This window comes from Microtetraspora fusca, assembly GCF_001570365.1.
Classification (GTDB): Bacteria; Actinomycetota; Actinomycetes; order Streptosporangiales; family Streptosporangiaceae; genus Microtetraspora; species Microtetraspora fusca.
Genome location: NZ_BBYK01000042.1, coordinates 126,202 through 142,410, shown reverse-complemented (window position 1 = coordinate 142,410; position 16,209 = coordinate 126,202). Strand labels below are relative to the sequence as shown.

Here is a 16,209-nt window from a genome sequence, read left to right as displayed (position 1 = left end):
CGGAACGTGATGACCCTAGCGCTTTGGGTAATTATCCGTTCACGGAACGGCGAAGGATCTACCGGGCGTCGACGATCATGCCCGCGCCCACCGTGCCGTTCGTGGCCTCGTCGATGAGGATGAAGCCGCCGGTGAGCCGGTTACGCGCGTAGTCGTCCACGAACAGCGGCTGGGTGACGCGCAGCGACACCCGGCCGATCTCGTTGAGGCCGAGCGCCGTCGCTGACTCGTCCCGGTGCAGGGTGTTGACGTCGAGCCGGTACTGCAGGTCGCGCACCAGGGCCCGCGCCGTACGCGTCGTGTGCTTGATGATCAGCTTGGACCGGGACTGCAGCTTGGTGGTGTCGGCCATCCAGCACACCATCGCCTCGATCTCCTGGGCGGCGGCCGGCTGGTTGTGCGGTCGGCAGATCATGTCGCCGCGCGAAATGTCGATGTCGTCCTCCAGCCGGAGGGTGACCGACATGGGCGGGAACGCCTCCTCCACCGGCCCGTCGAACGTGTCGATCGCCGAGATCCGGGTGGACAGCCCCGAAGGCAGGTGGGTGACCTCGTCGCCCGGCTTCAGCACGCCGCCGGCCACCTGGCCGGCGTAGCCGCGGTAGTCGTGCAAGTCCTGGCTGGTCGCGTTGTGCGGCCGGATGACGTACTGCACGGGGAAGCGCACGTCCACCAGGTTCCGGTCGGAGGCGATGTGCACGTTCTCCAGGTGGTGCAGCAGCGAGGACCCCTGGTACCACGGCATGTTCTCCGACCGGGAGACCACGTTGTCGCCGTGCAGCGCCGAGATCGGGATGAACGTGAGGTCCGCCGCGTTCAGCTTGGACGCGAAGGAGGTGAACTCCTCACGGATCTCCTCGAACCGCTCCTCGGCGTAGTCGACCAGGTCCATCTTGTTCACCGCGAGGACCAGGTGCGGCACCCGCAGCAGCGTCGTCAGGAACGCGTGCCGCCGCGACTGCTCAAGTACGCCCTTGCGCGCGTCGATCAGGATGATCGCCAGGTCGGCGGTGGAGGCGCCGGTCACCATGTTCCGGGTGTACTGGATGTGCCCGGGGGTGTCGGCGATGATGAACTTCCGCTTCGGCGTCGCGAAGTAGCGGTACGCGACGTCGATCGTGATGCCCTGCTCCCGCTCGGCGCGCAGGCCGTCGGTGAGCAGCGACAGGTCCGTGTACTCCGTGCCGCGATCGCGCGAGGTCCGCTCGACCGCCTCCAACTGGTCCTCGAAGATCGCCTTGGAGTCGAACAGCAGCCGCCCGATCAGCGTCGACTTGCCGTCATCGACCGAACCCGCGGTGGCGAAACGAAGGATGTCCATTAGAAGTAGCCTTCCTTCTTGCGGTCCTCCATCGCGGCCTCCGATGCCCGGTCGTCGGCGCGCGTCGCGCCGCGCTCGGTGAGCCGCGTCACCGCGATCTCCTCGATGATCTGCTCGACCGTCACGGCGGTCGACGCCACGGCGCCGGTGCAGGTCATGTCGCCGACCGTGCGGTACCGGACGGTGGCCTCGAACAGCGGCTCGTCCTCGCCGCGCCGCACCACCTCGGCGTCCGGGAGCAGCATGCCGTCCCGCTCGAACACGCTGCGGGTGTGCGCGAAGTAGATGGACGGGATCTCGATCCCCTCGCGCCGGATGTAGTCCCAGATGTCCAGCTCGGTCCAGTTCGACAGCGGGAACACGCGGATGTGCTCCCCCTTGCGGATCTTCGAGTTGTACAGGTTCCACAGCTCGGGGCGCTGGTTCTTCGGGTCCCACTGGCCGAAGTCGTCACGGAAGGAGAAGACCCGCTCCTTCGCGCGGGCCTTCTCCTCGTCACGCCGGGCGCCGCCGAACACGGCGTCGAACTCGTGTTCCTCGATGGCGTCCAGCAGGGTGGTGGTCTGCAGCCGGTTGCGCGAGGCGCGCCGGCCGGTCTCCTCGGCCACCCGCCCGGCGTCGATCGACGCCTGCACGCTGGCCACCACGAGCCGGGCGCTCAGCTCGGCGGCGCGCCGGTCGCGGAACTCGATGACCTCCGGGAAGTTGTGCCCGGTGTCCACGTGCATCAGAGGGAACGGGATCGGCGCCGGCCAGAACGCCTTCTCGGCGACGCGGAGCATCACGATGGAGTCTTTGCCACCGGAGAAGAGCAGACAGGGGCGCTCGAACTCCGCCGCGACCTCACGCATGATGTGGATCGCCTCGGCCTCCAGGACGTCGAGCTGCGACGTCGTGTAGTCGCGCTGAAGCATAGGGGATTCCTTCGACGGGCTAGCGGTGCAGGTCACGGATGCCGGCGAGCAAAGTTGGCGCCACATCCGGTAGGGAGACCAGGATATCCGGCAATGAGGGGTCGGCTTGGTTGTACACGAGCGGCGAGCCGTCGATCCGGCTGGCGTGCGCCCCCGCCGCCAGCGCGACCGCGACCGGCGCGGCCGAGTCCCATTCGTACTGGCCGCCCGCGTGGACGTACGCCTCGACCTCGCCCGTCAGCACCGCCGCGATCTTGGCTCCGGCCGAGCCGATCGGCACCAGCTCGGCGCCCAGTTCGTGCGCCAGCTTCTCCACGAACTCCGGGGGCCGGGTGCGGCTGACCGCGATGCGGAAGCGCCCCCGCCGGTCCGGCAGCGTGGGCGGCTCGGCGGTGGTGAGCGTCCGGCCCTGTGCCGGCAGCGCCACCGCACCCGCCGTCAGCGCGCCGCGCTCCCACAGCGCCACATGGACGGCCCAGTCGGAGCGGCCCTCCTCGGCGAACTCGCGGGTGCCGTCCAGGGGATCGACGATCCACACCCGCTCGGCCGAGAGCCTCCGGGGGTCCAGCCGCTCCTCGCGCGTGGCCTCCTCCGACAGGACGGCGTCGCCCGGCCGCAGCCGCCGCAGCGCCTCCATCAGATGGTCATGTGCCCCGCGGTCTCCCGCGTCCTTCAGCGCCTTCGGATCGGCGAAGCCTCGCTCGGCGCGCAGCCGCAGCAGCAGCTCTCCCGCCTCCGACGCCAGCTCGCCGGCCAGACCGTGGTCGTCCCGCATCGCCATTCAGTAAGCTCCCGCCCCGCGTATCACGGCCGACCACGTCTTCCACAGGATCTGCAGATCCAGCATGAGAGACCAGCTCTCGACATAACGCAGGTCAAGCCGCACCGATTCCTCCCACGACAGGTCCGATCGCCCGTTCACCTGCCACAGGCCCGTCATGCCCGGGCGGACGACGAGCCGCCTGCGGACGTCGTCACGGTACCGCGCGACCTCCTCCGGAAGCGGCGGACGCGGCCCCACGAGCGACATGTGTCCCTTCACAACGTTGATCAATTGGGGCAGTTCGTCAAGGGAGCGGCGGCGCAGCCAGCTCCCCATCGGCGTGACCCGCGGATCCTGACGGATCTTGAACAGCACCCCGCCCGCGTCGCTGATCAGATCGACCTTGCGTGCCTCCGCGTCCTGCCACATCGTGCGGAACTTCAGGATGGTGAACTCGACGCCGTCCTTGCCGACCCGCGTCTGGCGGAACAGCGCCGGCCCCGGGCTCGTCACGCGTACCGCGACCGCGAGGGTGACCAGCAGCGGGGACAGGACGACGAGCGCCGTCCCCGCCACCACCCGGTCGAAGACGTTCTTGATGAGTTGCCGGATCCCGGCCAGTTCCGGATGTTCCACGTGAAGCAACGGCAGCCCGGCAACCGGGCGGATCGTGGTGCGCGGGCCCGCCACCTCCATCAGCGCGGGCGCGACCACGAGGTCGGTCCGGCTGCGCTCCAGCCGCCACGCCAGCCGCCGCAGCGCCGTACCGTCCAGCTCGGGGCAGGCCAGCACCGCCACCGTGTCCGCCTCCGCCTGCTCCACCACCAGCGGGACGTCGGTGAAGTCGCCGAGCACCGGCACGCCCTCCACCTCGCCGAACGCGTCGTACGGCACGCAGGCCGCGACGATCTCCATCCCGTGGTAGCGCTCACGCCGGAACCGCCGGGTCAGGTCGGTGATCGCGGCCCGGTGGCCGACGGCCACGACCCTGCGCATGCAGCCACCCCTCGCCCAGCGGCGATGCAGCCTGCGCCGCAGCACGTACCGGGCGCAGAGGGTGAGCCCGGTCAGCGCGGGCAGGGCGAGCACCACGTAGCCGCGGGCCACGTCGGTCTTCGTCACGTACGCGGCGATCGCGACGGCGGCGATCAGCGTGAAGCCCGACTGGGCGATGCGGCGGAACTCCTCCGACCCCACCCCGATCAGGCGCGGCTCGTACGCCCGGTTGATGCCGACCGAGCACACCCACAACAACGGCAGCAGCGCGCTCATCACGACATAGGGGGCGACGTACGGAGTAACCTCGCCGAACCGGGCTGCCATCGCGGCGGTCCCGGCGAGGAGGGCGCAGCCGACGTCGAGGAGGGCGGCGTGGAACCGGTACCGCGAGGCCCATCGCGGCGGCCGCGGGACGGGAGAGGCCGACGATCTCCCCGGCGCGTTCCCCGGTGCGTTCCCCGGCGCGCCCACGGCCGCCGCCAGCTCGCCCTCCTGCACGCCTCGCCCCCACCGTGATCGATCCATCACCGAACGCACATCTAGAGTGACGGAATGCTATCGGCCGTATGGCCACGCTTGAGGAGAATCCGTGAAAGCCGAAACGTATATATCCGTCGATATCGAAGCCGACGGTCCCATTCCCGGCCCGTATTCAATGGTGAGTTTCGGCATGGCGGTCGCCGGGCGGATGGAGGGGAGGACGTTCGAGAGGTGCGCGCCGGAAGAGGCGACGTTCTACGCCGAGCTGCGCCCCATCAGCGACGACTATGACCCCGCCGCCCTCGCGGTGAGCGGCCTCGACCGTGACGTGCTGATCCGGGAGGGACGGCACCCGGCCGAGGCGATGAGCGCCGCCACCGCCTGGATCGCCGAGGTCTGCGGAAACACGCTGCCCGTCCTGGCCGCGTTCCCGCTCTCCTACGACTGGATGTGGATTTACTGGTATTTCATGAATTTCACCGGGCAATCGCCGTTCGGGCATTCCCGATGCATCGACATAAAGACGCTCTACGCCACCAAAGCCGGCGTCCCCGTCGCCTGGTCCACAAAACGGCAGATGCCCCGCGAGGTGCGATCCACCCGCCGGCACACCCACCACGCCCTCGACGACGCCATGGAGCAGGCCGAGCTCTTCCAGAACCTCATGCTCTGGCGCGGCGGCGAGCGCTCCGCCGCCGCGCGCCCCGTCACCGAGGAGGCTTGACCGGGTTCAGATCGGCCGCGTGGAACGCGTTCTGCGTGGCCTCCAGCCCCGCCCTGACCAGCGACTCCACCATGTCCGCCGCCCGATCCACCAGGAACGGCAGGTCCTTGCGCTCCACCGTCGCGAAGTCCTTCAGCACGAACGCCGCCGGATCCATCCGCCCCGGAGGCCGGCCGATGCCGAACCTGATCCGGAGGTAGTCTCGCGTCCCCAGCGACTTCGTGATCGACTTCAGGCCGTTGTGCCCGTTGTCGCCGCCGCCGAGCTTCGCCCGCAGGGCGCCGTACGGGATGTCCAGCTCGTCGTGGACCACGACCACGTGCGTCGGGGCCACCTTGTAGAAGTCGGCGAGCGCCTTCACCGGGCCGCCGGACAGGTTCATGAACGACAGCGGCTTCGCCAGCACCGCGGGAGCCCCCGCCAGCCGCCCCTCGACGATCTCCGCGCGCGACCTGTGCACCTTGAACCGGCCGCCTGCCCGCGCGGCCAGCTCGTCCAGCACCATGAAACCCGCGTTGTGCCGGTTCCCGGCGTACTCCGGCCCAGGGTTGCCCAGGCCGACGACCAGCCAGCGCTGATCCTCCATCACCGTCTCCTCATATGGAGAGGTCCCCCACAGGACACCCTGTGGAGGACCCGCTCCCGCGAAACGTTCCTTACTCGGCGGCAGCCTCGGCCGGAGCCTCGCCCTCGGCGGCCTCCGCCTCCTCGCCCTCGGCCGGCAGCTCGGCCGCCTGCGGCGCGACGACGTGCAGCACCAGCGCCTCCGGGTCGCCCGCGAGGGTGACGCCGTTCGGCAGCTGCAGGTCGGCGGCGGTCACCGCGAAGCCGACGTCCTTGCCGTCGACGTCGACCTCGACGCCGGACGGGATGTGGGTCGCCTCGGCCTCGACCGAGACCGTCACGAGCTGCTGATCGACGAGGGCGCTGCCGATGACCTCACCGGTCACGGTGACCGGGATCTCGACGGTGACCTTCTCGCCGCGCTTGACGAGCAGCAGGTCGACGTGCTCGACGAAGCCCTTGATCGGGTCACGCTGGACACCCTTGGGCAGCGCCAGCTCGTCGACGCCGTCGCCCTGGACGCGGATCAGCACGTTGGCGGTGCGCAGGGCCAGCAGCACCTCGTGACCCGGCAGGGTCAGGTGCCGCGGCTCCGTGCCGTGGCCGTACAGGACGGCGGGAACCTTGTGGGCGCGGCGGATCTTACGAGCGGCGCCCTTGCCGAACTCGGTGCGGAGCTCGGCGGCGATGCGTACCTCGGACACGGCACATCTCCTAGGGGTGATCGTCTACGGATGGCGCGCTCCCCCTCACCCGCCCTAGCGGAAGGCGTTACGAGCGCAACTTGAGCAGCCTACCCGACCCGCGGCCCCCACCACTCCATCGGCGGGGGCCGGCCCGTCAGGAGGCGATCAGCTCTCGCCCTCGAAGAGGCTGGTCACCGAGCCGTCGGTGAAGACCTGCTCGATGGCCCGGGCGATCAGCGGCGCGATCGACAGCACGGTCAGGCTGTCGAACCGCTTGTCCTCCGCCAGCGGCAGCGTGTTCGTGACGACCACCTCGGAGATCCGGGAGTTCTTCAGCCGGTCCACCGCCGGGTCGGAGAACACCGCGTGCGTCGCCGCGACGATCACGTCCGTCGCGCCGTGCTCGTACAGCGCGTCCGCGGCCTTGCAGATCGAGCCACCGGTGTCGATCATGTCGTCGATCAGGACGCAGGTACGCCCCTTGACCCGGCCGACAACCTCGTGCACCTTGACCTGGTTCGCCACATCCAGGTCCCGGCGCTTGTGGATGAACGCCACCTGGGTGCCCAGGGCGTCCGACCAGCGCTCGGCCAGCCGCACCCGGCCGGTGTCCGGCGAGACGATCGTCGTGGTCGCCGGGTCGAGCTTGTCCCGCAGATAGTCGATCAGCACCGGCGACGCGAACAGGTGGTCCACCGGGCCGTCGAAGAAGCCCTGGATCTGCGAAGTGTGCAGATCGATCGACATCAGCCGGTCGGCGCCCGCCTGCTTGAACAGGTCGGCCATCAGCCGCGCCGTGATCGGCTCGCGGCCCCGGCCCTTCTTGTCCTGCCGGGCGTACCCGTAGAACGGCATGATCACGGTGATGCGCTTGGCCGAGGCCCGCTTCAGGGCGTCGACCATGATGAGCTGCTCCATGATCCACTTGTTGATCGGAGCGGTGTGGCACTGCATCACGAACGCGTCGCACCCACGGACCGACTCCAGATAACGAACGTAGATCTCGCCGTTGGCGAAGTCGCGCAGCGCCGTCGGGGTGATCTCCACCCCCAGGTTCGACGCCACCTCCTCGGCCAGCTCAGGGAACGCCCGGCCCGAGAAGAACATCAGGTTCCGCTCGCCCGCGGTCTTCTTTCCACTCACGACGCTCTCCTCGCCGAACACGCGGCCGCCATCCGGCAATCCGTCATCCGTACCCGCGGCACCTCGCTGTGCCCCCTTGCTCGCTCGCTGTGCACGCCCACGGCGGCTGATTCCCCTCGGGAAGTTACGCGGTCTCCCGCGCCTCGAACTCTCCTTGCTGACTGCTGCGTACGGCCCTCGCGCCGCTTCGTGTGTGGCTATTCCTGGGCGGCCTCTTCCTGAGCCGCCAGCGCGAGCCGGGCGGCCTCGGCCGAGGAGGTCCCCGCGCGGCGGCGCGTGACCCACCCTTCGATGTTGCGCTGCCTGCCCCGGGCCACCGCCATGGCCCCGGGCGGGACGTCATTGGTGATCACGGAGCCGGCCGCCGTGTAGGCGCCGTCGCCCACCCGCACCGGAGCGATCAGCATGTTGTCGCTGCCCACGCGGGCGTGGTCGCCCACCACCGTGTGGTGCTTCTCGACGCCGTCGTAGTTCACGAAGACGCAGGCGGCGCCGATGTTGGAGCCGGCGCCGATCGTGGCGTCCCCGACATAGGTCAGGTGCGGCACCTTGCTGCCCTCGCCGATCGACGCGTTCTTGGTCTCGACGTACGTCCCGATCTTCCCCTTGCGGCCGAGACGCGTGCCGGGGCGCAGGTACGCGTACGGGCCGACCGACGCCTGCGCGCCGATCTCCGCGCCCTCGCAGACCGCGTTGCGGACCACGGCGTCCTCACCCACGACGGTGTCCGTCAGGGTGCTCGCCGGACCGATGGCCGCGCCGGCCCCTACCGTCGTCGCGCCGTGGAGCTGGGTGCCCGGATGGATCACCACGTCGGGCTCGATCACCACCCCGGCGTCGATCCACGTGCTGGACGGGTCGATGATCGTGACGCCCGCGCGCATGTGGTCCCTGAGGATGCGGTCGTTGAGCACCCGGCGGGCGAAGGCGAGCTGGACCCGGTCGTTGACGCCCTCGACCTCGACGTAGTCGGCCGCGACGTGCGCGCCCACCCGGTGGCCGTCCTCGCGCAGGATCGACAGCACGTCGGTGAGGTACTCCTCGCCCTGGGCGTTGGCCACCCCCACCCGCTTGACCGCGTCCGCGAGCAGCAGCCCGTCGAACGCGTAGACGCCCGAGTTCATCTCGGCGACCGCCCGCTGCTCAGGCGTGGCGTCCTTCTCCTCAATGATCTCCAGGACCGCTCCGGTGGAGTCACGGATGATCCGGCCGTACCCCGTCGGATCGGGCACCACAGCCGTAAGCACGGTGACCGCGTTGCCGTCCTCGGCGTGCCGCTCCACCAACTCGCGGAGGGTCTCCTCACGCAGCAGCGGCGTGTCGCCGTACGTGACGAGGACCGTGCCGTTGATCGTGCCCACCGCCTCCAGGACGGTGCGCACCGCGTGGCCCGTACCGTTCTGCTGCGACTGGACAACTGTCAGCACGTCCGGCGCGTTCTCGGCCAGGTGGGCCTCGACCCGCTCGCGGGCGTGGCCGATCACGACGATCAGGCGCTCGGGCCCCAGCCCTCGCGCCGCGCCGAGCATGTGGTCGACCAGGGCGCGACCGCACAGCTCGTGAAGGACCTTGGGGGTTCTCGACTTCATCCGGGTACCCTCGCCCGCGGCGAGGACGATGACAGCGGCAGGGCGCGGCACACTCACTTGCGGGGGCTCCCTCGGATCCGCGATTGCAACAGGTCGGCCAAAGGATCACGTACGGCTACCGCCGAGGCGTCGCACGGTCACCCACTCGACAAGGTGAGCTTACCTGCCGCCCCCAAGGCGGAATCCAGCCCCCACCTGGAACGCGACCCCTCTCAACGGTCACTGAGCGTGACCGCGGAACGCCCCTCACGGGGTGGCGCGGAGCGCCCGGATGGCCGCATCGGGCCGGCGGTCCCGATGTTCACGTTGCCGGACACTCCGGACAGTAACCACAAGACGTGCTCGATCAGCCGAAATCATCGCAACAGGGATCCCGGTTTCCGCAGATGGGCCCCAGCGCACGAGCCGCCCAGTTCCCCACACCGAGACCGCCCTCACGGTCGGCCAGGGGCCGCCTGGACCGCCGAAAGCGCCGCCCAGAGTCCCGCGGAGAGGCCGAACAAAGCAGAAGCCTGGCCCGGACTTACCGGACCAGGCTTCGAACCTGTGCTTACTGCTCCCGGGAGAGGATTCGAACCCCTACATACGACACCAAAAGACGTTGTCCTGCCTGGTTAGACGACCCGGGATGGTCTCGAACCCTGGGTGAAGGTTCGGAGCCTCGCCCTAGCTTACCGATCGAGGGCAGGCTCTGCCGATTCGATTGATGCGGCACGGAAGATCCCTTCGACCCATCCCTCGATCTTTCTATAGAGCCAGGAGCCACGACGGACCTCAACCCGGAGACAGCCGTGGTAGTCCTCTCCGACATTGCTCCGCACGGTCGCGGGCCTGTGCCGCTTGATGACGGGATTGCCGAACCGATCCGCCGTGCCGCCGGTCTGCTCCAGCCAGAACTTCTCCGCCTCGGCGAGATCCGCCGTCTCGTGGATACAGACGTGGAAGGCCACATCCGCGCGATCGACCCCGGCCGCCTCCAGGAACCGGAGGAAGAAACGGATCAGGCCGGGGTCGCTGTTCATGAATACGACCCGGTCATAACGACGACCCGGCTTGTTCTTCCCTCCTTCGCACCAATAGGCCACCGCACCGGCGATGAGGAGGTCCCTCTCGGAGAGCCGGCCCACCATCGCGGCCGCGTTGTCCCGGACCTCTCGCCTGCGGGCCTCGCGCTCGCCTCGCTCGCTCTCCCAGTAGCGTCGCGCGCCTTCCGCGGCCCGCTGCCGGCGCTGCTCCGGACTGAGCCTCGGGGGCTCGGGCAGGTCGCGCACCCAGAGCGACACCGAGGACTTGGAAACGCCCAGCTCGCTCACGATCTCGTTGTAGGACCGACCGGCCAGGCGAAGTTCACGAGCTCGCGCCCTCAGATCGTCCTTGGCGTTGGCCCGCAGCGGGGAGCCGGGCGGGATCACATCCCGGAGCAACTCGTTGAGAGTGCCTTCACTGCCGATGCCGAGGAGGTTCTTGATTTGGGCGCGGGACTTGCCGGACGCCCTGAGGGCGATGGCTTGGCCGCGGAGCGCCTCAAACCGGGCGAGTTGCCGAGGGGTTCTCGTCATGAATAGAACGCTAGTTCTGATTACTTATCGTCGCAAGTCAATTACTCATCGCACAGCCGTACACTCACGGGAACGCGGCCAGGGGGCGCCCAACCTGCGACAAAGGTTGCCCCGGCACCCTGGCCTCCCGACGGTCGCGGGCGCACGCTTTTAGCAGATCTGATGGCACTTCCACAAGGCGTGGATGCGCCACGAGTTGGGGTCGGATTGAGTCACCTTCCCTACATTCGCCGCCTGGAAATTCCTAACTTACGATGGCGTAGGTTACGGTGGCGTAGCCGGACATCTTCCCCACTTCTTCGCGAGGTAGCCCATGACTGTCCTCACAGAGCGTCCCGCACGGCAGCCCAAGCCGGAGTTCGAGCCGGAACCGAAATCGAGAGCAGAACTGATCACCTTCGGGGTGGTGGTCGGGGCTCCCATCCTCGCCGTAATCGCCGCCGTGCCGTTCGCCTGGGGATGGGGTCTGGGCTGGAGCGATGTCGTGATCTTCGCGATCTTCTACATCGTGTCCGGCCTCGGAGTCACGGTGGGCTTCCACCGCTACTTCACCCACGGGTCGTTCAAAGCCACGCGGCCCATGAAGATCATCCTGGGGATCGCCGGCAGCCTCTCCCTCGAGATGTCCGTGCTCGACTGGGTCGCCACCCACCGCAAGCACCACAAGTTCTCCGACAAGGAGGGCGACCCGCACTCGCCGTGGCGGTTCGGTCCCGGCTTCAAGTCGATGTCCAAGGGACTGCTCTACGCCCACATGGGCTGGCTGTTCGAGTCCGAGCGCACCAACCGCGAGAAGTACGCGCCGGACCTGATCAAGGACCCGGACATCATGAAGCTGCACAGGTCGTTCGGGGCCCTCGCCCTCACCTCGCTGTTCCTTCCGGCGCTGCTCGGCGGACTGGTGACCTGGTCCTGGCAGGGAGCGCTCACCGCGTTCTTCTGGGGCACCGTTATCCGGATCGGCCTGCTCCACCACGTCACCTGGTCGATCAACTCGATCTGCCACGTCTTCGGCGACGAGGCGTTCGAGGTCCGCGACAAGTCGCGCAATGTCTGGTGGCTGGCGATCCCGTCGTTCGGCGAGTCGTGGCACAACCTGCACCACTCCGACCCCACCTGCGCCAGGCACGGCGTGCTCAAGGGGCAGATCGACCTCAGCGCGGGCCTGATCCGCTGGTTCGAGAAGGCCGGATGGGTCTCCGACGTGCGCTGGCCCAATGAGGAGCGGCTGGCGGCGAAACGACTTGGGTGATCCCGCCGATACCCCCTCTCCACGCGCATCGGCTGTCGCCCTGCCTCTCGCCTCCGCGCAGGCGTCGGCGACAGCCGTACGGATGCGCCCGGATCCGCCGAACGGCAAGGCGACGGCGAGGCCGGAATCCGTCGATAAACCCAAACAGGCCATGATGGAACGCGTGAACGACTCCTCCCGATCTCGACGACGTATGACGGGCGCGGAGCGACGCGAGCAGTTGATCCAGATCGGCCGCGCGCTCTTCGCCGAGAAGGGCTTCGACGGCACCTCGGTCGAGGAGATCGCGGCGAGCGCCAAGGTTTCCAAGCCCGTCGTCTATGAACACTTCGGCGGCAAAGAGGGCATCTACGCGGTCGTCATCGACCGGGAGATGCAGCGGCTGCTGACCCTGGTCACGCAGGCGCTGTCGGCCTCGCACGCGCTGGTCAAGCTGGAGCGGGCCGCCCTCGCTCTCCTCCAATACATCGAGGAGAGCAGCGAGGGCTTCCGCATCCTGGTCCGCGACTCGCACGCCGCATCCGGAACGGGCACGTTCGCGAGCCTGATCAGTGACATCGCCAGCCAGGTCGAGGACGTGCTGGCCGACGAGTTCAAGGAGCGCGGCTACGACCCGAAGCTCGCGCCGATGTACGCGCAGATGCTGGTCGGCATGACGGCGCTGACCGGGCAGTGGTGGCTGGACGTGCGCAAGCCGCGGCGCGAGGAGGTCGCGGCGCACCTGGTCAACCTCTCCTGGAACGGCCTGACCGGTCTCGATCCCAATCCGCAGCTCACGGCCGCCACCCGCGGCCTGGTGCTCTCCCCTCCCCCGGACGCCCGTCCGGCACGGCCCGCCGAGCGGGACTCCAAGGAGCAGGACAAGGCGCGGGAGCGCGATCTGAAGGAGCAGGAGAAGCTCCAGCGCGAGCAGCAGAAGGCCCGCGAACGCGAACAGAAAGAACGCGAGAAGGCCCGCGAACGCGAACAGAAGGAGCAGGAGAAGCTCCAGCGCGAGCAGCAGAAGGCCCGCGAACGCGAACAGAAAGAACGCGAGAAGGCCCGCGAACGCGAACAGAAAGAACGCGAGAAGGCCCGCGAACGCGAACAGAAGGAGCAGGAGAAGGCCCAGCGCGAGCAGCAGAAGGCGCTGGAGCGGCAGGCGCGCCAGGCGAGCAAGACAGCCGGTCCCGATCGGGCGGACGGAAGCTGAGTCCCCTGATTTGGCCGGGGACCGCTCGGCGGCCCTTCTCACCGGCCGTCTGAGCGTCCCGCGAGCTTCGCACGCCCGCTCGGCCGATCGCGTCCGCGGTTCCTATTAGTTCTTGCGGGCCACGACGAAAATCCGGCGGAACGGGAAGGCCGTGCCGTACGGGCGGCGCGGGTACGCCTCAGCGAGGAGCCGTCCGCATTCGGCGAGGAAGGCCGAGTGGCGGTCCGGGGAGAGCCGGTCGAGCATGGGACGCAGCGCGGTCCCCTTGACCCAGCCGAGTACGGCGTCCTCGCCGGGGAGCACGTGAATGTAAGTGGTCTCCCAGGCGTCCACGGCGCAGCCGAGCCCTGTGAGCAGTTCCAGGTATTCGACCGGTTCGTCCACCGGCGCCTCGCGTACGAGATCGCCCAGTTCGTCATGCCAGGCCGGTGTACGGCAGAGCCCGCGGATCAGTGCGTGGCTGGGCGCGTCGAAGTTGCCGGGCACCTGGAAGGCGAGCCACCCGCCGGGGGTCAGGTGGGTCACCCAGCGGGCGAGCAGCTCGCGATGCTCGGGCACCCACTGGAGGACCGCGTTCGACACGATGACATCGACGGGGCGGGACGGACGCCAGTCGCGCACGTCGGCGACCTCGAACCCGAGACGCTCTCCGCTGGGAGCCTTGTCGATCATCGCGGCGGAGGAGTCGACGCCGTGCACGGTCGCGGTGGGCCAACGCCCGGCGAGTTCGGCGGTCAGCTCTCCGGAGCCGCAGCCGAGATCGACCACGTGCGCCGGATTTCGCGCGGCCACCCGGCCGAGCAGGTCGTAGAAGGGCCGGGCCCGCTCGTCGGCGTACGTGCGATAGACCGCGGGGTCCCAGATGTCCGATCCCATGGAGATTCTCCGATTCATCTTGATATCGAGATACTCTGCGCCTAGGTTTCTCGATGTCAAGAGAGCTAAAATCAACGCCATGTCGCATTCCAGGGCCACCGAAGACGAGGTGGACCGGCTCGTCGCCGCTTGGCGACAGGAGCGCCCAGACCTGGACGTCTCTCCCCTCGAAGTGCTCAGCCGGGTGTCACGGCTCAGCCGCCACCTCGATCGCGCACGACGGGCGGCGTTCGCCGAGCACGATCTCGAATCCTGGGAGTTCGACGTACTCACCGCGCTACGGCGCTCCGGCAAGCCGTACGAGCTGAGCCCGGGCGCGCTGCTGCGGGCGACGCTGGTCACGTCGGGGACGATGACGAACCGCATCGACCGGCTGGCCGCCTCCGGACTGGTCACGCGACACCCCGACCCGGAGGATCGGCGCGGCGTCCTCGTACGGCTGACCGCCCTGGGACGCGAGCGGGTGGACGCGGCCTTCGCCGGTCTGTTGCGGCGCGAGCGCGAACTGCTCGCCGGCCTGGGCGAGCGCGAGCAGCGCACCCTCGCCACCTTGCTCCACACCCTGCTCGCCCCTTTCGATGCCTCAGACGGCGGAGCGCACTAGAACTGCCGCAGCAATAAATCCGCACACGTCATGACAAAGCGGACAAAACACTCTATTCGTCATGCGGTGAATTATGGCGAATTATCGGGCCATAACTGTGATTTAGGTCACACAACCAGTGGATGGGCGCGCCGCCGCCGAGGGGCGCCGAAATCCGGACACGCCGGGGTGATCAGCGGATATACCGCTGGCTACATCTCTGACGGTCCGAACGATCCATCCGGTTCCACGGATTCACAAGATTTTTTCAGCTTTGATCCCAGCTGCCCCTTGGTAACGTCCATGTCATCCCTTTACTGACGGATGGGACGCAAATTGACGTCCCACGACAGACCAAGGAGCAACCCCTCATGAAGCGCACCCTCGCTTTCGGTGGCCTCGTCGCCACCGCCGGCCTCCTGGCCGCCGGCCTGGCCGCTCCGGCCCAGGCGACCAACACGGTCTCCAGCGACACCCTCGCGAACACCAACCTCGCCGCCAAGCAGGTTGCCGCGTTCTGGTACGGCCAGGCCAAGGCCAACCTGCTCAACGCCACCCCCTACGGCGTTGAGACGAAGATCGTCGCCAAGCACGTCTCCAAGGGCGGGCCGGCTGCCGACAGCAAGCCCGGCGTCGTGCCGGCCATCGGCGACGAGAAGAAGGCCGCCGCCAAGTCGAAGAACGTCAACCTGCCCAAGACCGTCGGCAAGGTGTTCTTCATCGGCGCGGACAAGCAGCCGCACTGGTGCTCGGCCACCTCGCTGCAGTCGAACTACCGCAACCTGGTCGCCACCGCCGGCCACTGCGTGTACGACACCGGCAAGAACGCCGCCACCATGGACAAGTGGGTCTTCATCCCCGGTTACTACCAGGGCAAGACCCCGTGGGGCATCTACGTCGGCAAGCAGGCCTTCACGCACTACGACTTCGACGTCTACGAGGACGGCGACCGCGACTACGCGTTCGTGACCGTGTACAACGGCGTCCTGCCCGAGAGCGCGAAGGCGGACAAGGAGTACAAGTCCGAGGTCTTCGCCACCCAGGCGGAGGCTGAGGCCGCGAAGGCGAAGCTCCAGGCCGACAAGAGCACCGCTTGGTCCGAGCTGAGCGTCGTCCCGGTCCCGGGTGACAACACGCAGAAGCCGGCCACCGTGGCCGACTTCCAGGCCCTGAACAAGGACAAGGACCTCACCGGCAACGGCCCGTGGGCCGAGGGCACCGGTGCCAGCGACCCCGTCGAGGTCAGCAAGTACGAGTACAAGTTCGACAAGGACTCGTACGTCAGCCGCGACGGCAAGACGCTGTACTTCCGGACGAAGGTCGACGGCAAGCCCGGCCACGGCCACCACCAGCAGAAGCCGGAGTACAAGTACTTCAAGCGGACCTTCTGGACCAAGGCCGCCGGTGGCTACCAGGTCGTCGGCAAGACCTTCCAGATCGGCCTGAAGGACGTCGGTCGCCTCGGCGACAACGTCGGCGGGCAGGGCATGGCCTACAACCAGAAGCTCGGCAAGAACGTCTTCGTGTTCGGCTACCCGAGCGGCACCCACCCGGACGGCAACAA

Annotated in this window: 15 protein-coding genes and 1 tRNA gene; 5 read left to right on the top strand and 11 right to left on the bottom strand. The window is 68.3% G+C overall.

What is annotated here, in order from left to right:
* Nucleotides 1–58: 58 nt before the first annotated feature.
* From cysN to AWQ68_RS09845, 4 genes are read right to left on the bottom strand one after another with little or no spacing between them, the layout of a single operon-like run.
* Nucleotides 59–1,321, bottom strand: a complete 1,263-nt coding sequence (gene cysN / locus AWQ68_RS09860) for a sulfate adenylyltransferase subunit CysN (RefSeq protein WP_066938085.1) — start codon at nucleotides 1,319–1,321, stop codon at nucleotides 59–61.
* Entirely contained in the window at nucleotides 1,321–2,235 is a 915-nt protein-coding gene (gene cysD, locus AWQ68_RS09855; RefSeq protein WP_066938083.1) for a sulfate adenylyltransferase subunit CysD, read from the bottom strand. Before cysD ends, cysN begins: the two co-directional genes overlap by 1 nt.
* A gap of 19 nt (nucleotides 2,236–2,254) precedes the next feature.
* Nucleotides 2,255–3,016, bottom strand: coding sequence for a 3'(2'),5'-bisphosphate nucleotidase CysQ (locus AWQ68_RS09850; protein WP_066938080.1), 762 nt, complete (start codon nucleotides 3,014–3,016; stop codon nucleotides 2,255–2,257).
* The gene (locus AWQ68_RS09845; RefSeq protein ID WP_084463824.1) at nucleotides 3,017–4,522 is read right to left on the bottom strand and encodes a sugar transferase; all 1,506 of its coding nucleotides are present in this window, start codon (nucleotides 4,520–4,522) and stop codon (nucleotides 3,017–3,019) included. It lies immediately after the preceding gene.
* A gap of 64 nt (nucleotides 4,523–4,586) precedes the next feature.
* Here AWQ68_RS09845 and AWQ68_RS09840 point away from each other — a divergent pair, with 64 nt between their 5' ends.
* Nucleotides 4,587–5,201: a 3'-5' exonuclease family protein gene (locus tag AWQ68_RS09840; RefSeq protein WP_066938078.1), complete on the top strand. Its 615-nt coding sequence runs from the start codon at nucleotides 4,587–4,589 to the stop codon at nucleotides 5,199–5,201.
* Here the strand turns inward: AWQ68_RS09840 and pth are convergent.
* The 6 genes from pth to AWQ68_RS09810 all read right to left on the bottom strand — a co-directional run bounded on the left by pth (nucleotide 5,185) and on the right by AWQ68_RS09810 (nucleotide 10,742).
* Nucleotides 5,185–5,787: an aminoacyl-tRNA hydrolase gene (gene pth / locus AWQ68_RS09835; RefSeq protein ID WP_066938075.1), complete on the bottom strand. Its 603-nt coding sequence runs from the start codon at nucleotides 5,785–5,787 to the stop codon at nucleotides 5,185–5,187. The two genes, AWQ68_RS09840 and pth, sit on opposite strands and share 17 nt — an antisense overlap.
* Before the next feature lie 70 nt (nucleotides 5,788–5,857).
* The gene (locus AWQ68_RS09830; RefSeq protein WP_066938072.1) at nucleotides 5,858–6,469 is read right to left on the bottom strand and encodes a 50S ribosomal protein L25/general stress protein Ctc; all 612 of its coding nucleotides are present in this window, start codon (nucleotides 6,467–6,469) and stop codon (nucleotides 5,858–5,860) included.
* 147 nt (nucleotides 6,470–6,616) lie between these two features.
* Complete coding sequence (locus AWQ68_RS09825) at nucleotides 6,617–7,594, bottom strand: ribose-phosphate diphosphokinase (RefSeq protein ID WP_066938681.1); 978 nt, start codon at nucleotides 7,592–7,594, stop codon at nucleotides 6,617–6,619.
* 197 nt (nucleotides 7,595–7,791) lie between these two features.
* Nucleotides 7,792–9,240, bottom strand: coding sequence for a bifunctional UDP-N-acetylglucosamine diphosphorylase/glucosamine-1-phosphate N-acetyltransferase GlmU (glmU, locus tag AWQ68_RS09820; protein WP_066938070.1), 1,449 nt, complete (start codon nucleotides 9,238–9,240; stop codon nucleotides 7,792–7,794).
* A gap of 499 nt (nucleotides 9,241–9,739) precedes the next feature.
* Nucleotides 9,740–9,812: transfer RNA gene (locus AWQ68_RS09815), tRNA-Gln, on the bottom strand.
* A gap of 42 nt (nucleotides 9,813–9,854) precedes the next feature.
* Entirely contained in the window at nucleotides 9,855–10,742 is an 888-nt protein-coding gene (locus tag AWQ68_RS09810) for a hypothetical protein (protein WP_066938067.1), read from the bottom strand.
* A 313-nt stretch (nucleotides 10,743–11,055) separates the two neighbouring features.
* Between AWQ68_RS09810 and AWQ68_RS09805 the strand changes: the two genes are divergently transcribed.
* Together AWQ68_RS09805 and AWQ68_RS09800 are read left to right on the top strand one after the other, a co-directional pair.
* Complete coding sequence (locus AWQ68_RS09805) at nucleotides 11,056–11,994, top strand: acyl-CoA desaturase (RefSeq protein WP_066938065.1); 939 nt, start codon at nucleotides 11,056–11,058, stop codon at nucleotides 11,992–11,994.
* Between the two features lie 154 nt (nucleotides 11,995–12,148).
* Entirely contained in the window at nucleotides 12,149–13,186 is a 1,038-nt protein-coding gene (locus AWQ68_RS09800; RefSeq protein WP_084463858.1) for a TetR/AcrR family transcriptional regulator, read from the top strand.
* Nucleotides 13,187–13,291: 105 nt separating this feature from the next.
* Here AWQ68_RS09800 and AWQ68_RS09795 read toward each other — a convergent pair whose 3' ends face one another.
* Nucleotides 13,292–14,062 (bottom strand): trans-aconitate 2-methyltransferase, encoded by a 771-nt coding sequence (locus AWQ68_RS09795; RefSeq protein ID WP_218006826.1) that lies wholly within the window; start codon nucleotides 14,060–14,062, stop codon nucleotides 13,292–13,294.
* Nucleotides 14,063–14,141: 79 nt separating this feature from the next.
* Between AWQ68_RS09795 and AWQ68_RS09790 the strand changes: the two genes are divergently transcribed.
* Entirely contained in the window at nucleotides 14,142–14,666 is a 525-nt protein-coding gene (locus tag AWQ68_RS09790; RefSeq protein ID WP_066938059.1) for a MarR family winged helix-turn-helix transcriptional regulator, read from the top strand.
* 350 nt (nucleotides 14,667–15,016) lie between these two features.
* On the top strand, nucleotides 15,017–16,209 hold a 1,193-nt coding region (locus AWQ68_RS43495), incomplete at its 3' end, for a trypsin-like serine peptidase (RefSeq protein WP_066938057.1).